The organism is Pseudomonas pharyngis (assembly GCF_021602345.1).
Classification (GTDB): domain Bacteria; phylum Pseudomonadota; class Gammaproteobacteria; order Pseudomonadales; family Pseudomonadaceae; genus Aquipseudomonas; species Aquipseudomonas pharyngis.
In genome coordinates this window covers 225,670-243,902 of sequence record NZ_BQID01000004.1, presented here as the reverse complement: position 1 = coordinate 243,902, position 18,233 = coordinate 225,670, and the positions used below count along the sequence as shown (strand labels likewise).

20 protein-coding genes and 2 pseudogenes are annotated in these 18,233 nt (G+C 59.0%); 9 read left to right on the top strand and 13 right to left on the bottom strand.

Annotated elements, in window-relative coordinates; translation table 11 throughout:
• Positions 1–6: 6 nt before the first annotated feature.
• Complete coding sequence (locus L6D74_RS10960) at positions 7–1,095, top strand: polyamine ABC transporter substrate-binding protein (RefSeq protein WP_236189160.1); 1,089 nt, start codon at positions 7–9, stop codon at positions 1,093–1,095.
• A 12-nt stretch (positions 1,096–1,107) separates the two neighbouring features.
• Here the strand turns inward: L6D74_RS10960 and L6D74_RS10955 are convergent, their stop codons facing one another.
• On the bottom strand, positions 1,108–2,787 hold the full coding sequence (locus L6D74_RS10955) for a sensor domain-containing diguanylate cyclase (protein ID WP_236189159.1): 1,680 nt from the start codon (positions 2,785–2,787) through the stop codon (positions 1,108–1,110).
• A 174-nt stretch (positions 2,788–2,961) separates the two neighbouring features.
• Here L6D74_RS10955 and L6D74_RS10950 point away from each other — a divergent pair, with 174 nt between their 5' ends.
• Positions 2,962–3,297: a hypothetical protein gene (locus L6D74_RS10950; protein WP_039767351.1), complete on the top strand. Its 336-nt coding sequence runs from the start codon at positions 2,962–2,964 to the stop codon at positions 3,295–3,297.
• Positions 3,298–3,369: 72 nt separating this feature from the next.
• Here the strand turns inward: L6D74_RS10950 and L6D74_RS10945 are convergent, their stop codons facing one another.
• From L6D74_RS10945 to L6D74_RS10925, 5 genes are all read right to left on the bottom strand, one after another.
• A complete protein-coding gene (locus L6D74_RS10945) occupies positions 3,370–3,771 on the bottom strand; it encodes a hypothetical protein (protein ID WP_236189158.1) in 402 nt (133 codons plus the stop codon).
• Between the two features lie 115 nt (positions 3,772–3,886).
• Positions 3,887–4,204: a DUF6966 domain-containing protein gene (locus L6D74_RS10940; protein ID WP_011334909.1), complete on the bottom strand. Its 318-nt coding sequence runs from the start codon at positions 4,202–4,204 to the stop codon at positions 3,887–3,889.
• A gap of 89 nt (positions 4,205–4,293) precedes the next feature.
• The gene (locus L6D74_RS10935; protein ID WP_236189157.1) at positions 4,294–4,695 is read right to left on the bottom strand and encodes a hypothetical protein; all 402 of its coding nucleotides are present in this window, start codon (positions 4,693–4,695) and stop codon (positions 4,294–4,296) included.
• 112 nt (positions 4,696–4,807) lie between these two features.
• Positions 4,808–5,209 carry a hypothetical protein gene (locus L6D74_RS10930; RefSeq protein ID WP_236189156.1) on the bottom strand — a complete coding sequence of 134 codons (402 nt, stop codon included), beginning with the start codon at positions 5,207–5,209 and terminating at the stop codon, positions 4,808–4,810.
• A 126-nt stretch (positions 5,210–5,335) separates the two neighbouring features.
• On the bottom strand, positions 5,336–5,902 hold the full coding sequence (locus L6D74_RS10925) for a chorismate mutase (protein WP_236189155.1): 567 nt from the start codon (positions 5,900–5,902) through the stop codon (positions 5,336–5,338).
• Positions 5,903–6,047: 145 nt separating this feature from the next.
• Here L6D74_RS10925 and L6D74_RS10920 point away from each other — a divergent pair, with 145 nt between their 5' ends.
• Positions 6,048–7,403 carry an MATE family efflux transporter gene (locus tag L6D74_RS10920; RefSeq protein ID WP_236189154.1) on the top strand — a complete coding sequence of 452 codons (1,356 nt, stop codon included), beginning with the start codon at positions 6,048–6,050 and terminating at the stop codon, positions 7,401–7,403.
• An 86-nt stretch (positions 7,404–7,489) separates the two neighbouring features.
• Positions 7,490–8,047 carry a YceI family protein gene (locus L6D74_RS10915; protein ID WP_236189153.1) on the top strand — a complete coding sequence of 186 codons (558 nt, stop codon included), beginning with the start codon at positions 7,490–7,492 and terminating at the stop codon, positions 8,045–8,047.
• 6 nt (positions 8,048–8,053) lie between these two features.
• Here the strand turns inward: L6D74_RS10915 and L6D74_RS10910 are convergent, their stop codons facing one another.
• Complete coding sequence (locus tag L6D74_RS10910; RefSeq protein ID WP_039767335.1) at positions 8,054–8,281, bottom strand: YXWGXW repeat-containing protein; 228 nt, start codon at positions 8,279–8,281, stop codon at positions 8,054–8,056.
• A 183-nt stretch (positions 8,282–8,464) separates the two neighbouring features.
• On the opposite strand from L6D74_RS10910, the gene L6D74_RS10905 reads away from it, so the two are divergent.
• The gene (locus L6D74_RS10905) at positions 8,465–9,151 is read left to right on the top strand and encodes a GNAT family N-acetyltransferase (RefSeq protein WP_064597645.1); all 687 of its coding nucleotides are present in this window, start codon (positions 8,465–8,467) and stop codon (positions 9,149–9,151) included.
• Between the two features lie 76 nt (positions 9,152–9,227).
• On the opposite strand, the gene L6D74_RS10900 is transcribed toward L6D74_RS10905, so the two are convergent.
• From L6D74_RS10900 to L6D74_RS10885, 4 genes are all read right to left on the bottom strand, one after another.
• Entirely contained in the window at positions 9,228–10,034 is an 807-nt protein-coding gene (locus tag L6D74_RS10900) for a C1 family peptidase (RefSeq protein WP_064597643.1), read from the bottom strand.
• Complete coding sequence (locus L6D74_RS10895) at positions 10,031–11,485, bottom strand: hypothetical protein (protein ID WP_236189151.1); 1,455 nt, start codon at positions 11,483–11,485, stop codon at positions 10,031–10,033. Before L6D74_RS10895 ends, L6D74_RS10900 begins: the two co-directional genes overlap by 4 nt.
• Before the next feature lie 441 nt (positions 11,486–11,926).
• On the bottom strand, positions 11,927–13,045 hold the full coding sequence (locus tag L6D74_RS10890) for a DmpA family aminopeptidase (RefSeq protein WP_039767318.1): 1,119 nt from the start codon (positions 13,043–13,045) through the stop codon (positions 11,927–11,929).
• A 39-nt stretch (positions 13,046–13,084) separates the two neighbouring features.
• Entirely contained in the window at positions 13,085–14,188 is a 1,104-nt protein-coding gene (locus L6D74_RS10885) for a polyamine ABC transporter substrate-binding protein (RefSeq protein ID WP_236189150.1), read from the bottom strand.
• A gap of 112 nt (positions 14,189–14,300) precedes the next feature.
• Between L6D74_RS10885 and L6D74_RS10880 the strand changes: the two genes are divergently transcribed.
• On the top strand, positions 14,301–15,074 hold the full coding sequence (locus tag L6D74_RS10880; protein ID WP_236189149.1) for a helix-turn-helix transcriptional regulator: 774 nt from the start codon (positions 14,301–14,303) through the stop codon (positions 15,072–15,074).
• Positions 15,075–15,079: 5 nt separating this feature from the next.
• On the opposite strand, the gene L6D74_RS10875 is transcribed toward L6D74_RS10880, so the two are convergent.
• Positions 15,080–16,021, bottom strand: coding sequence for a class I SAM-dependent methyltransferase (locus L6D74_RS10875; RefSeq protein WP_236189148.1), 942 nt, complete (start codon positions 16,019–16,021; stop codon positions 15,080–15,082).
• A gap of 188 nt (positions 16,022–16,209) precedes the next feature.
• Here L6D74_RS10875 and L6D74_RS10870 point away from each other — a divergent pair, with 188 nt between their 5' ends.
• The gene (locus L6D74_RS10870; protein WP_039767308.1) at positions 16,210–16,623 is read left to right on the top strand and encodes a response regulator; all 414 of its coding nucleotides are present in this window, start codon (positions 16,210–16,212) and stop codon (positions 16,621–16,623) included.
• A gap of 63 nt (positions 16,624–16,686) precedes the next feature.
• The gene (locus L6D74_RS10865; RefSeq protein WP_236189147.1) at positions 16,687–17,355 is read left to right on the top strand and encodes an HAD family hydrolase; all 669 of its coding nucleotides are present in this window, start codon (positions 16,687–16,689) and stop codon (positions 17,353–17,355) included.
• On the opposite strand, the pseudogene L6D74_RS10860 reads toward L6D74_RS10865, so the two are convergent.
• Positions 17,349–18,007, bottom strand: a pseudogene (locus L6D74_RS10860) (methyltransferase family protein). The gene L6D74_RS10865 and the pseudogene L6D74_RS10860 sit on opposite strands and share 7 nt — an antisense overlap.
• A gap of 88 nt (positions 18,008–18,095) precedes the next feature.
• Here L6D74_RS10860 and L6D74_RS10855 point away from each other — a divergent pair.
• Positions 18,096–18,233: pseudogene (locus L6D74_RS10855) on the top strand (pyridoxal-phosphate dependent enzyme); the annotation flags it as partial.

Below are 18,233 nucleotides of genomic sequence, written 5' to 3'. Positions count from 1 at the left end.
CAGAACATGCGCGTCCACACACTTTCCCTGGCGGTCTTGCTTGCCACCGGTTCCGGGTTCACCCTGGCCGATGAAACCGTCAACATCTCCAACTGGAGCAGTTACATCGCCGACGACACCTTGGCGAATTTCACCAAAGACACCGGCATCAAGGCCACTTACGACATCCACGACAGCAACGAAGTGCTGGAATCGAAGTTGATGACCGGTAATACCGGTTACGACGTGGTCAGCCCGTCGAATCACTTTCTGTCGCGGCTGATCAAGGCGGGCGCCATTCAGAAACTCGACAAGTCGCAACTGCCGAACTGGAAGAATCTCGATCCGCAGTTGATGCAGAAACTCGAAGTCAACGATCCGGGCAATCAATACGGTTATCCGTACATGTGGGGCACCGCCGGCATCGGCTACAACGTCGAGAAGATCAAGGCGATCTTCGGCAACACCGATGTCACGCGTTCGTGGAAGCTGTTTTTCGAAGAGGACAACATCAAGAAGTTGAGCCAGTGCGGTGTAGCGATCATCGACAACCCGACTCAAGTGTTGCCGATCACCCTCAATTATCTGGGCTTGCCGCCGCACAGCCACGAACCGGCGGATTACAAAAAGGCCGAGGCGGCATTGTTCAAGATTCGCCCGTACGTACAGTACTTCCATGCGTCTAAGTACATCAGCGATCTGGCCAACGGGAACGTCTGCGCGGTGATCGGCTTCAACGGTGATGTGGCGCAGGCGGCTGCCAGTGCCCGGGAGGCGAAGAACGGTATCGACATCGCCTATTCGATTCCCGACGAAGGCACGACGCTGTGGTTCGACATGGTGGTCATGCCGAAAAGCGCGCCCCACGAAAAGAACGGCTACGCCTACATGAACTACCTACTTGAGCCGAAGGTGATCGCCAATATCAGCAACAGCATTCACTACGCCAACCCCAACGCGGCGGCCGATGAGTTTCTGACGCCGGCGGTGAAACAGGATCTGGCGATCTATCCGCCGAAAGCGGTGATGGACAAGTTGTTTACCGTGGAAGAGCTGCCGGCGGCGATTGCCCGGCTGACGACACGGCTCTGGACCCGGGTGAAGACCAACACCTGATTCAATTGCAGGTCAGCCGAGTCCGTTCACTTCGGTGAGTGACGTCTGGAAGGCTACGCGATTACGACCCGCGGCTTTCGCCTGATACAACTGTTGATCAGCACGTTTGAGCAGTGCTGTCGGAGCATTGTCGGCCGGGTCGGCAAGGCCGACACCGATGCTGACCGTCACCGGGCCGACCGTTGGAAAGCTCGCTGCGGCAATCGCTGATCGAATCTTTTCGGCGACGATATCGGGCGTATCGGGCTTGGCGATTTCCGGCAGCAGCACCGCAAATTCTTCGCCTCCGTAACGGGCGACGAAATCCGTGCTCCGGATGCTGATCTGGATCAGCTGCGCCAATTGCTGCAGTACGTCGTCGCCGGCCGCATGGCCGTGAGTGTCGTTGATGTGCTTGAAGTGATCGGCATCAATCAGAAGCAATGCAAACGGCCGCCCGGTACGACGGAACAGCAGGCTGTATTCGGTGAGTTTTTCGTCGAAGCGGCGGCGGTTATAGACACCGGTCAAGCCATCGTGGGTGGCCAGGTTCAGCAGCTCGGCGTTGGCCAGGGTCAGGGCCGCCGTGCGTTGGGCGACGGTGGCTTCGAGCGAAGCGTTGGTCTCTTGCAGCTCACGCTCCTTGGCAAGCAGCGACTGGGTCATGGCATCGATGGACTGGCCGAGCTGGGCAATTTCCCGCACGGGATGCTGGAGAGGGAAGTGGGCCCCCGGTTGGTTGTTCTGCACTTTTTGGGCTGAGCGCGCGAGGTGCTCGATGGGCCGACTCAGGTACAGCGCCAGGTAATACGCCACGAATCCGAATGCCACGGCAGCGAAAACACCCAGCAACAGCAATTTATAAAACAGCAGTCGCGCCGGTTGCAGTGCAGTGTCCAGTGGTTGACGCACCGCAATCGACCACGACAGCGCAGTGCCCGTAGGCGTCGGCACAGTCACCTCGCTGGTCAGGTACCCGTTGCCGACGACCCAGCCTGGGGACTTCGGATCCTTGGCCGGCATTTGTTGGCCAACCAGCGCTTCCGGGTACAGCACCTTGCCGTCGTGATCGATTATCAGCGCTTCGATATCCGGCTCCGCCCCCTTGTGCGACATCGCTGCCGATTCGACGATGTGCGTGACCCAGCTCCAGTGCGCATGGGCGCCGAGCACACCGATCACCTGGCCATCGGCGTTGCGGATGGGCGCGGCGAAGTCGATGAAGCGCAGTGGCTCGCCGTTGGGCAGACCTGGCAACAGTTTCGCCAACAAAACGGCTTCGTGCGGATCGCCGGTGTATTCCCCGCGCAGACCGGCCTGAAACCATGGGCGCTGTTGCACGACCTGACCGACCAGCAAACCGTTGACTGCCTGATGCACAAGCCCCTGAGCATCGGTCACCCCCATCCACGCATACTCGGAGCGGGCTTCGGTGCGCAGCTGCATCGATTTGAGAATTGTCGGATTGTCCAGATCGCCGCGTTCCAGATGTGGCGCCCGGCTGAGCAGATAGACCTCCAGTTGCCGCTCGCGCAACTGCTCGCCCAGCAGCGTCGCCGCCGACCGCGCGGTACTCAGCAGCGCATTGCCGCTGGCGCGTTTCATTTGTTCAGTGGCGATATCACCGACGTAAAAGCCCACGCTCAATAGCGTCAGCAGAGACAAACCGGCAAACCAAAGGGTCAGGTGGCTGCGCAGACTGGCTTTGAGCATGGAGAAATGTCTGTCTTTATTGGAGTGGCGCCATGGTATGCGACATCGTGGACGGGCTGCCAGCAAGGCGTTTAATGAAAATCTGCCGAGGCTGATATCAATGAGCCACTTCGTTCGGTAGAGTGTGCGCCGCCCGAGAGACGGATCCCGGGCGTTTACCCATGGAGTCTTGCAGTGAAATACCTCAGCAAAGTAGTCGCCGCCGCACTGTTCGGTGTGGTTCTGGCAGGTTGCACCGGCACCCCGATGAACACCAGACATTACGACAGCAGCCAATACACCGTGATTGGCCACAGCGAAGCCACTGCCACCGGCCTGATGCTGTTCGGCGTGATCCCGATCCGGCAGAACAGCCGTTTCGTCCGTGCGCAAGAGGCCGCCATCCAGGCCAAGGGCGGCGATGCCATGATCAACACTCAGATTCAGGAAAACTGGTTCTGGGCATGGGTCCTGAGCGGCTACACCACCAAGGTCTCCGGTGATGTGGTCAAGCTGAAAACCGTTCAGTAAGCGGCGGTGGATGTGAAAAAGCCCGGCTGATCAGACCGGGCTTTTTGTTTGTGCAGCGGTAGAGCATTTGATTCAGGCGACGCGGCGTTCTTGCAGGCGATCAGCGCCACCTTCGGCAACGCGGCGTTCCAGCAGACGATCCGAGCCACCTTCAGCAACGCGGCGTTCTTGCAGACGATCAGCACCACCTTCGGCAACGCGGCGTTCTTGCAGACGATCAGCACCACCTTCGGCAACGCGACGTTCTTGCAGACGATCCGAGCCACCTTCAGCAACGCGGCGTTCAATCAGACGATCAGCGCCACCCTCAGCCACACGACGTTCGATCAAACGATCCGAACCACCCTCGGCCAAGCGACTTTCAATCAACCGATCCGAACCGCCTTCGGCGATCATGGTGTGGGCGGGTTTGGCTGCAAAAGCGTTGACTGCAAGAACCGAGAAAGCGATGCCGAGAAGGATTTGGCGTTTCATGATCGTATGCTCCAGGGGTGTTGTTTGTTGGGTATGGAGCCGATGTTACGCCGCGAATTTTTTATGAGAACTTCATTGAGCTGATGGTTACTATCGACGCCAGCAATGAATGCCGTTATCGCTGCATGTGCCTGATTTCATTGGCCAGCTCGTAGGCTTGCTCACGGAGTTCGGCAAATTTTGCATTCAGTTCGCCATAGCCGCGCTTCCAGGCAAATGCACCGTTGATGCTGGTTTGTCCGAGCACGACATCATTGAAGGACCCCATCCCGCCATAGGCCGAGAGCAGCCACGTGATTCCGGAATAATCGGAGTCCAGCAATCGTGCGCGAGCTTTTCGCATCCACGCGCTCCAGTGCGCTTCTCCGTCGCTTTCCAGAACACTGATTAGCTCATTCAGTACCTTGATCAGCGTTTCGGTTTTCGGGCCCATGTTCAATGAGTGCTCCTTTTGATGAGGCGTAGATACTCAACCAGTGACGACTTCAAGACGCCGAAGAGTGAGCGTTGCGCAAAGAGCGATCAAACAAGCTGACGCTTCACGTCCAGCGCGATCGAGGCAAAGCCTTTACCTGTGCCCGGATTAGATGTCGAAGTATTTTGCATCGACGAGACGTCCTCCCAGCGATCCACGGATTCAATGTGTTCATGGGAGGCGTCCGTATCGATTTCAAATGCGATGAAACATTCGTTTTGATCCAGCAAAAGTCCGAACAGGCGAGGCATGCCGGGAAAGTCGATTTCCAGTTCCAGCACGATGGACGACGACCAATCGGTGCCTTGGGATTCTCCGTATCGGGCCAGGGCGACAGGCACACCCTGTTTGCGCCATTCACTGGCGCAAAGCATCAAACGATGCGCAACGACTGCGTTTTGCTCCTGCACGTTGAGCTGTTTTTTCTTCCGTAGTCGTTCAATGTCCATGGGAAACCTGAATTCGCAGCGTCGGGCTAAGAGCTTACCCAGCAAACGCAAAAAGCGCGCGCAAAGAAAAGCCCGGCTGATCAGGCCGGGCTTATCTTTATGCGCTGCTTACTTATGCAACGCGGCGTTCGATCAGGCGATCAGCGCCACCTTCAGCAACGCGGCGTTCGATCAGACGATCAGCGCCACCTTCAGCAACGCGACGTTCTTGCAGACGATCAGCACCACCTTCGGCAACGCGGCGTTCTTGCAGACGATCAGCACCACCTTCGGCAACGCGACGTTCTTGCAGACGATCCGAGCCACCTTCAGCAACGCGGCGTTCAATCAGACGATCAGCGCCACCCTCAGCCACACGACGTTCGATCAAACGATCCGAACCACCCTCAGCTAAACGACTTTCAATTAACCGATCCGAACCGCCTTCGGCGATCATGGTGTGGGCGGGTTTTGCTGCAAAAGCGTTGACTGCAAGAACCGAGAAAGCGATGCCGAGAAGGATTTGGCGTTTCATGATCGTGTGCTCCAGGGGTGTTGTTTGTTTGGTATGGAGCCGATGTTACGCCGCGGATTTTTTATGAGAACTTCATTGAACTGATGGTGACTATCGACGCCAGCAATGAATGCCAAGACCCTTGTTCTAGGGCACCAGCGGCCGAATGCACAGCTCTCCGGTGGCGCGGGTCAGGGCCAGATCATGCAGCGCATCGCGGGTCAGACCGGTGCGCGCCTTGGCCAGCCACACCGGGCAGTTCGGGTCGTGACGGTAGGGTGTGAAGTCGGCGTATTGCTGCAGCAGACGGGTTTGCAACTGATCCAGACGCGGGCGAATCTGCTTGCCCAGATCCGGGCGCGGCGTGTCCGGCGCGGCACCGGCCGCTTGCCACTGTGCGAGCAAACCGTACTGCACCAGTTTGTTGGCCTCCATCTGTGCGGCGATCAACTGCGCGACGTCTTCCGGGTCGAGCTCGCGTTCGGCGGCCAGCTTGCGGGCGTTGTCGATCACCTGCGCCTCACGGGGGCTGTCCTGGATCGGCTTGCCGCTGTCCCATTTGGTCAGGGCGACGAGGTCGCCGATGTTCAGGCGTTCGTTCAACGTGTTCACCAATCCTTGCACCACCTCGGGCGAGGGGGCGGGAGCGGCGTGGGCAGTCGTCGTCAGAACAGTCAATAAGGTGCAACTCAGCAGAAATGGGGAATGGCGCATGGGGGGATTCACTTCCTGTCGTGATGGGGAGGCTATGCACATTGGTCGAGGTGCAGATTACGAAGTTTTAATGCAAACCGGTACGACCTGAACGGCATCGCATACCTTAGACTCTGTCATCAGCTCCCACCCGAGACGGACCTCAATGCAAACCCCCGCTCAATCCCCCCTCTGGAAAACCTACCTGCTGTTCCTGGCCCCGATGGTGCTGTCGAACTTCCTGCAATCGATGTCGGGCACGGTCAACAGCATCTACATCGGCCAGATGCTTGGTACGCAGGCGCTGGCGGCGGTGTCGGGGATGTTTCCGATCATTTTTTTCTTTATCGCGCTGGTCATCGGCCTGGGCGCCGGGGCAGGGGTGTTGATCGGTCAGGCGTGGGGCGCGCGTGAGTCGCATATGGTCAAGGCGATTGCCGGAGCGACGCTGTTGCTTGGGGTATTGATCGGGCTGGTGGCGGCGGTGCTGGGCAGTGTGTTTGCGCGTCAGGCCTTGCAGGGTTTGGGCACGCCGGCGGATGTGCTGGACGATGCGGTGGCCTATGCCCGGGTGATGATGTGGACCTTGCCGTTTGTGCTGGTGTACGTGCTGTTCACCCAGTTGTTACGCGGGGTGAGCGACACACTGTCGCCGATGTTGGCGCTGCTGCTGTCGACCGTTGTCGGGCTGGCGCTGACTCCGGCGTTCATTCGCGGCTGGATCGGCTTGCCGCAACTGGGCATCCAGAGCGCGGCGGTTGCAGGTCTGGCCGGTACGCTGACGTCGATGGCGTGGCTGTCATGGAGCCTGATCCGCAAGGGTCATCCACTGGCGCCGGATCGTGAGTTCTTCGCGGCGCTGCGACTGGACGGCGCAATTCTCGGCAAGGTGTTGCGTATCGGCCTGCCGACCGGGGTGCAGATGATTGTGCTGTCGCTGTCGGAGCTGGTGATTCTGGCGCTGGTCAACCAGCACGGCTCGCAGGCGACGGCGGCCTATGGTGCGGTGACGCAGATCGTCAACTACGTGCAGTTCCCGGCGCTGTCGATTGCGATCACCGCGTCGATCCTCGGCGCCCAGGCGATCGGTGCCGGGCGGTTGGAGCGAATGGGCCCGATCCTGCGCACCGGGCTGTGGATCAACGTGTGCCTGACCGGTGGCTTGATCCTGTCGGGTTACCTGTTGTCGCACTGGTTGTTGGGGTTGTTCCTGACCGAAGACTCGACCCGGGCGATGGCCGAGCACCTGCTGCACATCATGTTGTGGAGCCTGTTGATCTTCGGTTTCCAGGCGATCATCGGCGGCATCATGCGCGCCAGCGGCACGGTGCTGGTGCCGGTGGGCGTGGCGATCATCTGCGTGCTCGGCGTGCAGTTGCCGGCGGCCTATTGGCTGGACGGGCAGTTCGGTCTGCAGGGTGTGTGGATGGCGTTTCCGATTGCGTATCTGGGGATGCTGGTGCTGCAGACGCTGTATTACAAACGAGTCTGGAAGCATCAGAAGATCGAGCGATTGGTGTGACGGGCCGGGTGGGCCTTGGCGGGGCTGGCGCAAGTGACGGATGTTTGCTTAAGTCATTCGAGCCCCATCGGGCGCCGGAGCTCTCCATGTCGATTCAATTGTTATTGGCTGCCGCGTGTTGCCTGATTGTCGTCCCTGCTGTGCAAGCGGTGGAGTACACCCGCGTCAATACCACCGCCAGTCAGATCAGTTTCACCTACAACCAGATGGGCTCGCGGATGTACGGCACGTTCGGCAAGTTCGATGCGACGCTGGATTTCGACAGCGACAATCTCGCCAATGCCCGCACCACGCTGCACATCGACCTGACCAGCATCGACGCCGGCAGTGAAGACGCCAACACCGAGCTGGTGAAACCGGCATGGTTCGACACCGAGAAATTCCCGGTGGCGGTGTTCGAATCGACCCGCTTCAGCCCGGCCGGCGACAACCGTTATCTGGTTAACGGCCATCTCACGCTCAAAGGCATCACCCGTGAGGTGCAGGTGCCGGTGCAACTCAAACCCGATAGCAGCATCGGCATTTTCGACGGCGAACTGGTGCTCAAGCGCGACCAGTTCGGGCTTGGTGCAGGGGAGTGGGCGGACACCGTGGTTTCCAAGGACATCGACATCAAGTTCAAGGTCGTTGCCCCCGCGCAGTGACTGGCCTCAGTACGCTCGCCAATGCCCTGGCATCCAGCGCCATTGGTTGCCGGCCCAGCGGTAATGCCCGGCGACCCAGTGATAACCCGGCGCAGGCATGACCGGAACCACCTCAACGATCGGAGGTGGCCGATGCGGGCGAACCGGTTCGACGACACAGCCCGAGAGGGTGATCGCTACCAGCGCGGCAGCGAGCAAGGATTTGATGGTTTTCGCGGAACGCAGAACGTTCATGGCAACTCCTCAAGGCCTGCGTCGGGAAATGAACGCAGTTGAAAAATTGGACGCCAAATCGGCGAAAGATCCGTTCTCGGGCAGATGAAATTTTTGTCAGGCGTGCACAAGGTATGATGTCGCGGTTCGCCGGTCGCTCAACTCTCCCGGCAACCTGTGTTTTACCGTTGGAGTCCGCCCGCCATGCCCCGCATCACCCACTACAAATCCCCATGTCCCGAAGGCGTCAACAGCCAGATCCTGCAGATGGTGGTCGACTATCTGACCGACATCAGCGCTGTAGGGCTGGGCCCGAGCAATCTGCTGTACAACGTTTATCAGTACGCGGTCGGCTACGAGGTTCATCTGTACCTGGAGGCGTTGAACGGCGAGAAGGGCACCGAAGTGGAGCTGCTGGTGGCCACCGACGACGATGATCCGGAGCAGGTGATCGGCTTCCTGTTGTACCTGCCGGTGCAGGGCGATTGGGAGGCGTGCAACGTGGCCTATCTGGCGGTGCGCGAGGGGCATCGGCGTCAGGGTGTGGCCCGTTCGTTGATCGCGGACATGGTGGCGCGTTACCCCCATGCCGAACTGACCTGCAGCGTCGGCAAGGTGCCGTATTTCGAAGCGCTGGGTTTCGAGGTGCTGGGCCAGCTCGAAACGCAGGTGCTGATGAGCACTCGGCATTACCGCAGCAACGGGTTGCGCGGTTTTATCGACACGACACCGATCTACCGTTCGCTGGAAGTGCAGCAAATCCACACCTACCTTCTGCAAAAGCACGGCAAGCGCGCGATGCTCGATGCCGAGAAACAGCGCGACCGGCATCTGGATCAGGTCACCCGCCGCACCGAAGAATTTGTTCGTCAGCGCCTGATCTTGCATTGATTGGTTTCTCCAGGGCGGCGGTACCCGATCCGGCCTGTGCCCCGGATCGGGCAGGTTTGCTAGCCATCGCTAAGCATCAGGTCAGTACGGGGTCGAAGCTGAATGCTGCAAGCTTGAAAAGATTACATTCGCCAAAAGCAATTCTGGCGAAACCTTTTTCTCCCCATGACGTTCCCCAGCTGTTTTTTACTATCCAACTCTCACTATCGAAGCCCACGACCTCAATTGTATGTAGTTGTTTTCCGACGCCCGAGGCATGCCGATAAACACCTCCGCCGTAGAACCTGTGAAAGTCTTCCCAGTCTTCCATTGTCGCGATGATCGGGCCTGTTTGCAGTGCGTTACGCGCTTCTTCGTCACCAGTGACTGGCGCAATATTTATCAAGCGAACAGCACCCTGTCTGGTACCGCACTGAGCGGGTAAATCTTTGGAATCCCCCGATTCAGACAAGGCGAATGTGGCGTTGGGTGCGTCGGTTTCCATCGCGTAGGTTAAATCCAGCGGACTATCCAACGTCAGCTCTGCAATGCAGTAATGAATAAAAAGAGGCGAGAGGCTGAGTGTGGCTTTGTTGGATACACGCAGGCGGTCTTCTATTGTGGATGCCAAAGCGAAACTTGTGCACGCTTGAGTTTCTCCCTGATCTTTAACAGGTTGAAAATTGGATTTGTCGGTGATTAGGGGGAATGCGATGTCTACGTGTTTGGCGAAAACATCTATTACGTTTTTCTCAAGCGATACGGTGCGAATATCGAGAGTTTCTGGTTCGGCAATAAATGGGGGGGATTTTTGATCAGCTACTTTCCAAGTAAGCTCCTTTTCAAGTAAGGCTGATCTGAGTTCGGGGTTGAGGCTGCCAGATTTTATTTTAGCGGGGCTCATTGCGCACCTCCATTTTTAGCCGCAATCAACGCTTTTTTTGCATTGATCAGTTTTGTTTCGGCCTCGGCCAGGGCAAGTTCGCTTTCAAGCGATTTTAAAAGAGCTTCATCCGCGGTCGGATTGGCTCGTGCATCCTCAAGTTCCTTTTTGGCTTTTGCTGTGTTCGCCTTCAAGGTCAAAGTTTTCAGCTCCTCCTCTCTCTCTGCAGTAATGACTGGTGCCAATTGCTCCGAGGAGTTTTTGAATGTTTCGGTAACGCCCTCCGCTGTCGACCTTATCTGGGAATAGCCTGCGGAGCTCAACGTGCCGTCCTCTGCGAAAACGGCGGAAGCCTTGTTGGATGCAAAGGGGCGTCCCTCGAACGGCATCACAAGCATTGGCCCTAACTGAAGTGACTGTACTTCAATGGAATCAACGGCTATCGATCCCGATTGAGAACAGGCTTTTTTTGCGCAAACTGTCAGTACTCCGTCTACCGGCTCCCTATAGGGAAGACCCTTCCATCCACGGACATCAACGGATTTACTCGCAACTCGTTCCGAATCGATTTTTACCGGTGCAGAGGAGGGATATGTCATGTTGTGAATGGTGGAAAGCTGGAAGTACACGTCAAGATCATTAATTGTTTTTAATGTGTCGGAGCTTTTGCCCGAGGACAGTCCCCATTTCTTCACAAATAGAGTTGGTAACTTTAACGCTGTTGTTGATTTAAGTTCGTCAGGTGTGGCTGGCCAGGTTTGGGTTTGTTGGAAGCTGACTTTTTTCAGAGCCTGCTCCAGAGCCAGTTTTTCTTGTTCCAGATTAAGGGTGGTGACTTCCAATTGTCGCACTGCTTTTGATTTGGCTTTGCTCGATGCTCGATCAACATTTGATCCCATGGATGTGATTCGCGAATTTTGACGTGTCAGTTCGAGTGTCATTGCGGCGACGTTATCGCTCGCACGTAATACCTTGTCCTGAGCAGAGTCCACATCGTTAATGTTCTGTGCCATCAAGCTCGTACATGTTTGGCCTCTGGGTGATCCACCGGCTATCGTGGCAGGAATGATTTTTCCGATTCCTGTAGCAATGTTAACTATGGCTTGACCCAGTTTGTCGTCAGCTGAAGCGTTTACCGACTTGGTTGCTCGATTGGGGTGCCACTCAAATGTACTTTCTCCTGTTTTGAACCAGCCGGTAAGTGATCGCGGATCAATGTAATAAACCTCCGGGTCATGCGCTGTCTTCTGTTTAAGAGATGCGCTGATTTTTATGGCTAATTCGTTAGTTTGACGATTGCATTCAGTTGCCTGCCACTTGACCGTGATGTCGTACTGATTGAATGTCAGTCGGTAGGGTACGCCAGTGGGTGTTGCACCGCCGGGTACAAACTCCCGGGTTTCAAGGTGAGAGGAACATGCGACCAGAGTTGACGCCAGCGCTAGCAACACGGCGATTCCAAGATTTTGCATATCGATACCTTTATCTAAAGGCGGAAAGTTTCCGCTAAATAGATTCATCCTGGCGGTATATGCAAAAACGACTGAAAAATTTCGCTGCCGCCCAGATTCCCTGTTTGGCGTGACAACTGAACCCGCAAAACAAATAGAGTATGGCTGCTTGGTGTCAAAGCGCCAGCACTGCGTAGCAATTCTTGTGGATTACATTTGTCAGGGCAAAAAAGAGCCTCAAGACTCTTTGATGGGGAGGAAGTAGAGCCCGCGAGGCTCAAGATGCGCATGAAGCCAGGTGCGGGCTTGATTGGGGTTCAGAGCACCCGCACCTACGCAGCGGTTTGGCGGGCCAAGCGGCTGCGTCATTCCATCGTAGGAAGGTGGGGGGATGCGCTCAAGTACCGTCAGTCACCTGCTGTTGGGGCGCTGGCGGAGGGGGCGCATAAGGGCGTCATGGTATCAGCGCGCACCCGGCCAGCCGGCTTTATCCAGGGCCGCGAGCAGGGTGGCGGCATCCAGCCCCGGCACCGAATGCCCGTTGCCTTCGGTGCTGTCGCTGGCCAGCAAGGCATTGATGATCGCTTCTTCCACCGCCTCGGTCGCCGCCAGGAACAGCTCGCTGATGTGATCGTTGTTGACCATCCGCAAGCCGTCGCAGGTCGATGCGCCTTTACCTTCGTAGGCGGCGGGCGGGATATGACCGTTGCCAGTGGCGAAGGCGATGAAGATGTCACCGCTGTGATCCTCATTGCCGCCGCCGGTGCGCGCCAGACCGAGGCTCGCCCGTTGCGCCAGTCGCGTGCATTGATGCGGCAACAGCGGTGCATCGGTGGCGAGGGCCACTACGATCGAGCCCATGCCAGGATGCGGCAACGAAGCGCGCAGGAACGGCGAATCCACTTGTTCCATGTAGCGCCCGACCGGGTAGCCGTCGACTCGCAGTTCGCTGCGAATCCCGTGGTTGGCCTGCACGATGGCACCCACTGTCCAGCCACCCTGAGCCTTGCTCAAGCGGCGTGATGCGGTGCCGATCCCGCCCTTGAATTCATGACAGATCATGCCGCTGCCACCGCCCACTGCGCCTTCCTGCACCGGGCCGTCAACGGCATTGCTCATCGCTTCGGCCACATGTTTGGGCTTCACATGAAAGCCGTTGATGTCGTTGAGCAACCCATCGAAGGTTTCAAGCACCACCGGCATGTTCCAGTAGAGCCGACCGTCGTCCGGTTGCTGCGCGCGATCCAGTTCGATCAAGGCATCGCGCACCACGCCGAGGCTGTGGGTGTTGGTGAAGGCGATCGGACTGGTCAGCAGACCGGCTTCGCGAATCCACTCCAGTCCTGTGGCATCACCGTTTCCGTTGAGTACGTGGACGCCGGCGAAACACGGTTGTGCGTTGGTCGAACCGGCGCGTGGTTCGATCAGGGTGACGCCGCTGCAGATGTCACGACCGCTGGCGCTGCGGCCGCGCACGTTGCTGTGGCCGACCCTTACGCCGGGTACGTCGGTGATGGCGTTGAGCGGACCAGGCTGCAATTGACCGATGCGGATATGGAGATCGCGGGCACGTGGTTTCATTGATGTTCTCTCTATTGAAGGCAGTGATTCGAAGGGCTGTTACTGACCGTTCTTGACCTTGCTCCACACCCGCGTGCGCACCCGTTCGGTGGCTTTGGGCAAGGGCTCGAGGGTGTACAACGTGGCCATCGCCGTGGGTGACGGGTACACCGCCGGGTTGTCGCGGGTGGCCTGGGCAACCAGCGCCGTGGCAGCGCGGTTGCCGTTGGGGTAGGACAGGTGATCGCTGACCGGCGCAATCACATCGGGCCGCAGCAAATAGTCGATGAACGCCAGGCCTTGGGCCGGATGCGGCGCGTCCTTGAGCAAGACCAGCGTGTCGAACCACACCGGCGCGCCTTCCTTCGGCAGGCTGTACTGAATCTTCACGCCGTTGCCGGCCTGCTCGGCGGTGGTCTTGGCTTCGAGCATCGCGCCGGACCAACCGACCGCCACGCAGATGTTGCCGTTGGACAGATCACTGATGAATTTCGAGGAATTGAAGTAGGCAATGTGCGGGCGCAGTTTCAGCAGCAGCGCTTCGGCTTTCTGATAGTCCTCGGCCTTGGTGCTGTTCGGCGGCAGGCCGAGGTAGTGCAGCGCGACCGGGAGCATTTCCGACGGCGAATCGAGCATCGCCACGCCGCATTCGCCGAGTTTGGCCAGGTTCTCTTCCTTGAACACCAGATCCCAGGAGTCTACCGGGGCCTTGTCACCCATCACCGCGCGCACCTTGTCGACGTTGTAGCCGATGCCGTTGGTGCCCCACAGGTAAGGCACGGCGTACTGGTTGCCGGGGTCGTTGTTGGCCAGTTTGCTCAGCAGATCGTTGTCGAGGTTCTTCCAGCCCGGCAGTTGATCGCGGGGCAGCGGGGCGAGGGCGCCGGCCTTGATCAGGGTCGGCAGGCTGAAGTTGCTCGCCACCACCACGTCGTAGCCGCTGCGACTGGTCATCAGTTTGCCTTCCAGTACTTCGGCACTGTCGAAGGTGTCGTAGACCGGTTCGATACCGCTGTCACGCTTGAAATCATGCAGGGTGTTCGGGCCGATGTAGTCGTACCAGTTATAGACATGCACGCTCGGCGCATCGGCCGCCTGCGCACTCAGCGCCGCGGACAAAACGCCCATCAGACCCAGGTTGATATACCCACGATGACCACGCATGATGCGGCACTCCTGGCCTGTTGGCAGGCCGGTGATGAACAGGAGTGGTCAGCCTATCGGGCGGGCCGCGCCGCACCCATTCCCATCATGGGTTACTCAAAAGGGGTAGTGCGTGGACGCGTTGCTGCAGGAATTGCCGGTGCATCAGAGCCTGTCGCGAGTGTTCGCTACGGTAGGTCAGGACGGTTTCTGGCGGGCGCTGGTCGATACGCTGCGGTTGCTGGTGCCGCTGGACAATGCGCTGGTGGCGGTGATGCAAACGGGGCGCCCGCCGCAATTGCTGATCGACTTCGACAGCCAGGGCCGCGCCGACGAGCAGGAAGAACTGGCTGGTTACTGTGCCGGAATGTACCTGCTTGATCCGTTCTATCAGGCCGCCTGCGGCGGGATCTCCGACGGTTTGCACAGCCTTGCATCCGTGGCGCCGGACCAGTTTCTGCACAGCGAGTACTACCAGAGTTACTTCCGCTCGGTGGTCGGCGCGGATGAGCTGCAATTTCTGGTCAACCTCGACGACGGCGTGCTCGGCTTGTCGATGGGCCGCTCGACGGCGTTCAGTTTGCAGGAGCAGGGGCGCCTGCTCTGCGTGCGGGATTGGGTGCTGTCAGCGATGCGTCGGCATGTGCAGTTGATGCCGCCGCAAGGCGCGGCGGTCGAAGCGCCGGTCGGCGATATTGCGGCGCTGCTCGACCGCTTCGACGCCCGCCTGACCGCGCGCGAGATCGACACGGCTCGTCTGATTCTCCAGGGCTTTTCCAGCAAGGCCATCGCCCAGCACATGAACATTTCGCCGGAGACCGTGAAGGTGCACCGGCGCAATCTCTATCACAAGCTCAACGTCACCGGGCATGGCGAGTTGTTTGCGCTGGTGTTGCGGCCGCGCTGAGCGGGTCAGCCGATCTGCTTGAACAGCAGCGCTTTCAGACCGCTTTCCGGGTCGATATCCGGAAACTCCGGCGGATTTTCCAGCCGCTGCTCGAAGCGCAGGCTCGGCGCTTCCCGGGTCACGCCGTCGATCAGGAAGTCCGAACCGAACGAAGGGTCGTTCATGCAGGCCAGCACCGTGCCCTGCGCCGTCAGCAATTCCGGCAGACGACGCAGCACGCGCTGGTAATCCTTGGTCAGCAGAAAACTGCCTTTCTGGAACGATGGCGGGTCGATTATCACCAGATCATACGGGCCGCTGTTGATGACCTTGCCCCAGGACTTGAACAGGTCGTGGCCGAGGAAACTCACCTTGCTCAGGTCATGCCCGTTCAGCCGGTGATTGTCACGGCCCCGGCTCAGCGCGGCGCGGGACATGTCGAGGTTGACCACGTGACTGGCGCCGCCCTTGATCGCTGCCACCGAAAAACCGCAGGTGTAGGCGAACAGGTTCAGCACCCGTTTGCCCGCCGCCTGCTCACGCACCCAGTTGCGCCCGTAACGCATGTCGAGGAACAGCCCGGCGTTCTGCTTGCGGCCCAGATCCACGCGGTATTTGAGCCCGCCTTCGACGATGGTCATTTCGTCGATTTCTTCACCGAGCAGCCATTCGGCGGTGCTTTGCGGCAAGTAACGGTGCTGGATCAGCAGGGTGTGGGCGCCGGACTGCTGCCATGGCTCCGAACCGGTGATTTCCAGCAGCAGGCGCTTGAGGTCGTCCAGCTGCGAAGCCTCGGGCTCCTTGAACAATGACACCAGCACCACGCCCTGCAGCCAATCCACAGTGACTTGCTCCAGCCCCGGCCAGCAACGCCCGCGCCCATGGAACAGACGCCGGGTTTCGGCCGGGGCCGAAGTCAGCGCAGTGAGCAGGTGGGCATGGAGAACGGCGAGGGCTTGAGGGTTCATCAATCAGGATCGGCCAGCAAAAGGGCGCGCATTTTAACCGCAATTATGCGCCGGCGACTGCCCGTCGAACGGCTGTTATCGAAAAGACCTGTATCAAAAATGAATTTCTGTAGAAGGCGCTGCTCATACCAGATAAGCAGCGGGATCAAGCCGCTAAATCGTTCATGCAATTCAGGGAGTGCCAGTTCATGTGTCCAATTTCGACGTCGAGCGCGCACCTTCCTGGCGGATTGATTCTGGTAGTCGAGGACGATCCGTTGATTCTGGAGTTTCTTTGCGAAATTCTTCAGGAGGAAGGTTTCAAGGTCGAGCCGCAGACCAGTGCCGATGCGGCCTCGCAATACCTGGAAGAGCACGCGCCGGAAGTGGCGCTGCTGCTCACCGACATCACCATGCCCGGCACCCTTAACGGCGCGGACCTGGCCAATCTGGTCGGCGATCGCTGGCCGGACAAACCGGTGATGGTCATGTCCGGTTATGAAACGCCGGAAACCTCAGGGGTGAAACATCCGGTGGCGTTCATCAAGAAGCCTTGGGCAATCGGCCAGTTGCTCGATTGCGTGGACAGTGCGTTCAAATCCAGGGCGCCGCGTCTGCACTGAAGCGTCCTGCAAGTGCTACATTGCCGGGCATCGTTGCCCGGCCCCTTGCGAGGAAGTGATCTTTTGTCAGCTCACGAGACTATTTTCAACCGCGCGTTCGGCGCGTTCCTGTTCGACATGGACGGCACCGTCCTCAACTCCATCGCCGCCGCCGAGCGGATCTGGTCCGCCTGGGCCGTGCGCCACGGGGTGAACGTCGAAACGTTCCTGCCGACCATCCATGGCGTGCGCGCCATCGACACCATCACGCGTTTGAACCTGCCGGGCGTGGACGCCGAGGCGCAAGCGGCGTTCATCACCACGGCGGAAATCGAAGACGTCGAAGGCATTGTCGAGATTCCCGGTGCTGCGGCGTTTCTCAAGTCGTTGCCGGCGGATCGCTGGGCCATGGTGACCTCGGCGCCACGGGATCTGGCATTGCGGCGGATGGCGGCGGCGGGGATTCCTGAACCGGCGGTGATGATCACCGCTGAAGACGTGAGCGCCGGCAAACCGGATCCGGCCGGTTATCGACTGGCGGCCAAACGCCTGGGCCTTGAGCCGGCGGACTGCCTGATTTTCGAAGACGCCACCGTCGGCATCCAGGCCGCTGAAGCCGCCGGTGCGCCGTTGATGATCATCACCACGACTCACCAGCATCCGCTTGAAACTGCACACGCGACCATCGCCAGTTACCGCGACATTGCGCTGAGCATCGACAGCGACGGCCAGCTGCGCCTGCAACCTCAATAAACCCAGGGCACCAGTCGCCAGCTGCGCGCGCAATAAGCGTCGTATTCGGCGCCGAACTGCGCACGCAGCAGGGCCTCTTCGGCGTGGATGCGGGCGATCAGCGGGATCAGCGTCAGCGCCGCCAGCAACAGGCCGACCACCGAACGAAACGCCAGTGCCCAGCCGATCGCATTGATCACCAGCCCCAGATAACTGGGGTTGCGCAGATGCTGTAGATGCCTTCGGTGACCAACCTGTGCCCCGGCTGAATCGCCACCAACCCGCTGAACCGATGGCCCAGCACAAACACCGGCCATAAACGCAATCCGCCGCCGACGATAAACAACAGCGCTCCCAGCCAACGGGTGCCTTCGCGGCCGATGGTCCAAAAGCCGATGCGGTCGCAATAAGCCGGCAGAAAGGCACTGACCAATCCGATTACGGCGAACGCCGGAATCACCCAGCGATTGGCCCGGTCCTCGCGCTCGCCGGTGCTCAGATTCACTTCCGTGAACAGCGACGCCACCACCATGGCCAGCGTGGCCAAGGCCACCACGACCAATGCGCCGTGAGAAAAAAACACCGCCACGCCACCGATGCCCCACATCGCCAGGCCCAGATAGGCGAGGGTGGCGAGCACGGCGACCACGGTCATTTGCGCAGACATTTTCATAGGCACCTCACGGGCTGTTCCGTTCAGTGTAGATCCCGGCACGATCCCCGGCGTTTAGCCGCTGGCAACGGCGTATGGAGGATCAACGGCGTGCGGGATTTCACTGGCGGTGGCGTATCTTGACCTCCCGGCGCTGGCGGGGGCACGGGATGTGGTGATCATTGTTTGTGGCGGGGTAAGTATCAGTGCGCAACTGGTGGCGGGGTGGGCGCGGTTGGGCGCTTGA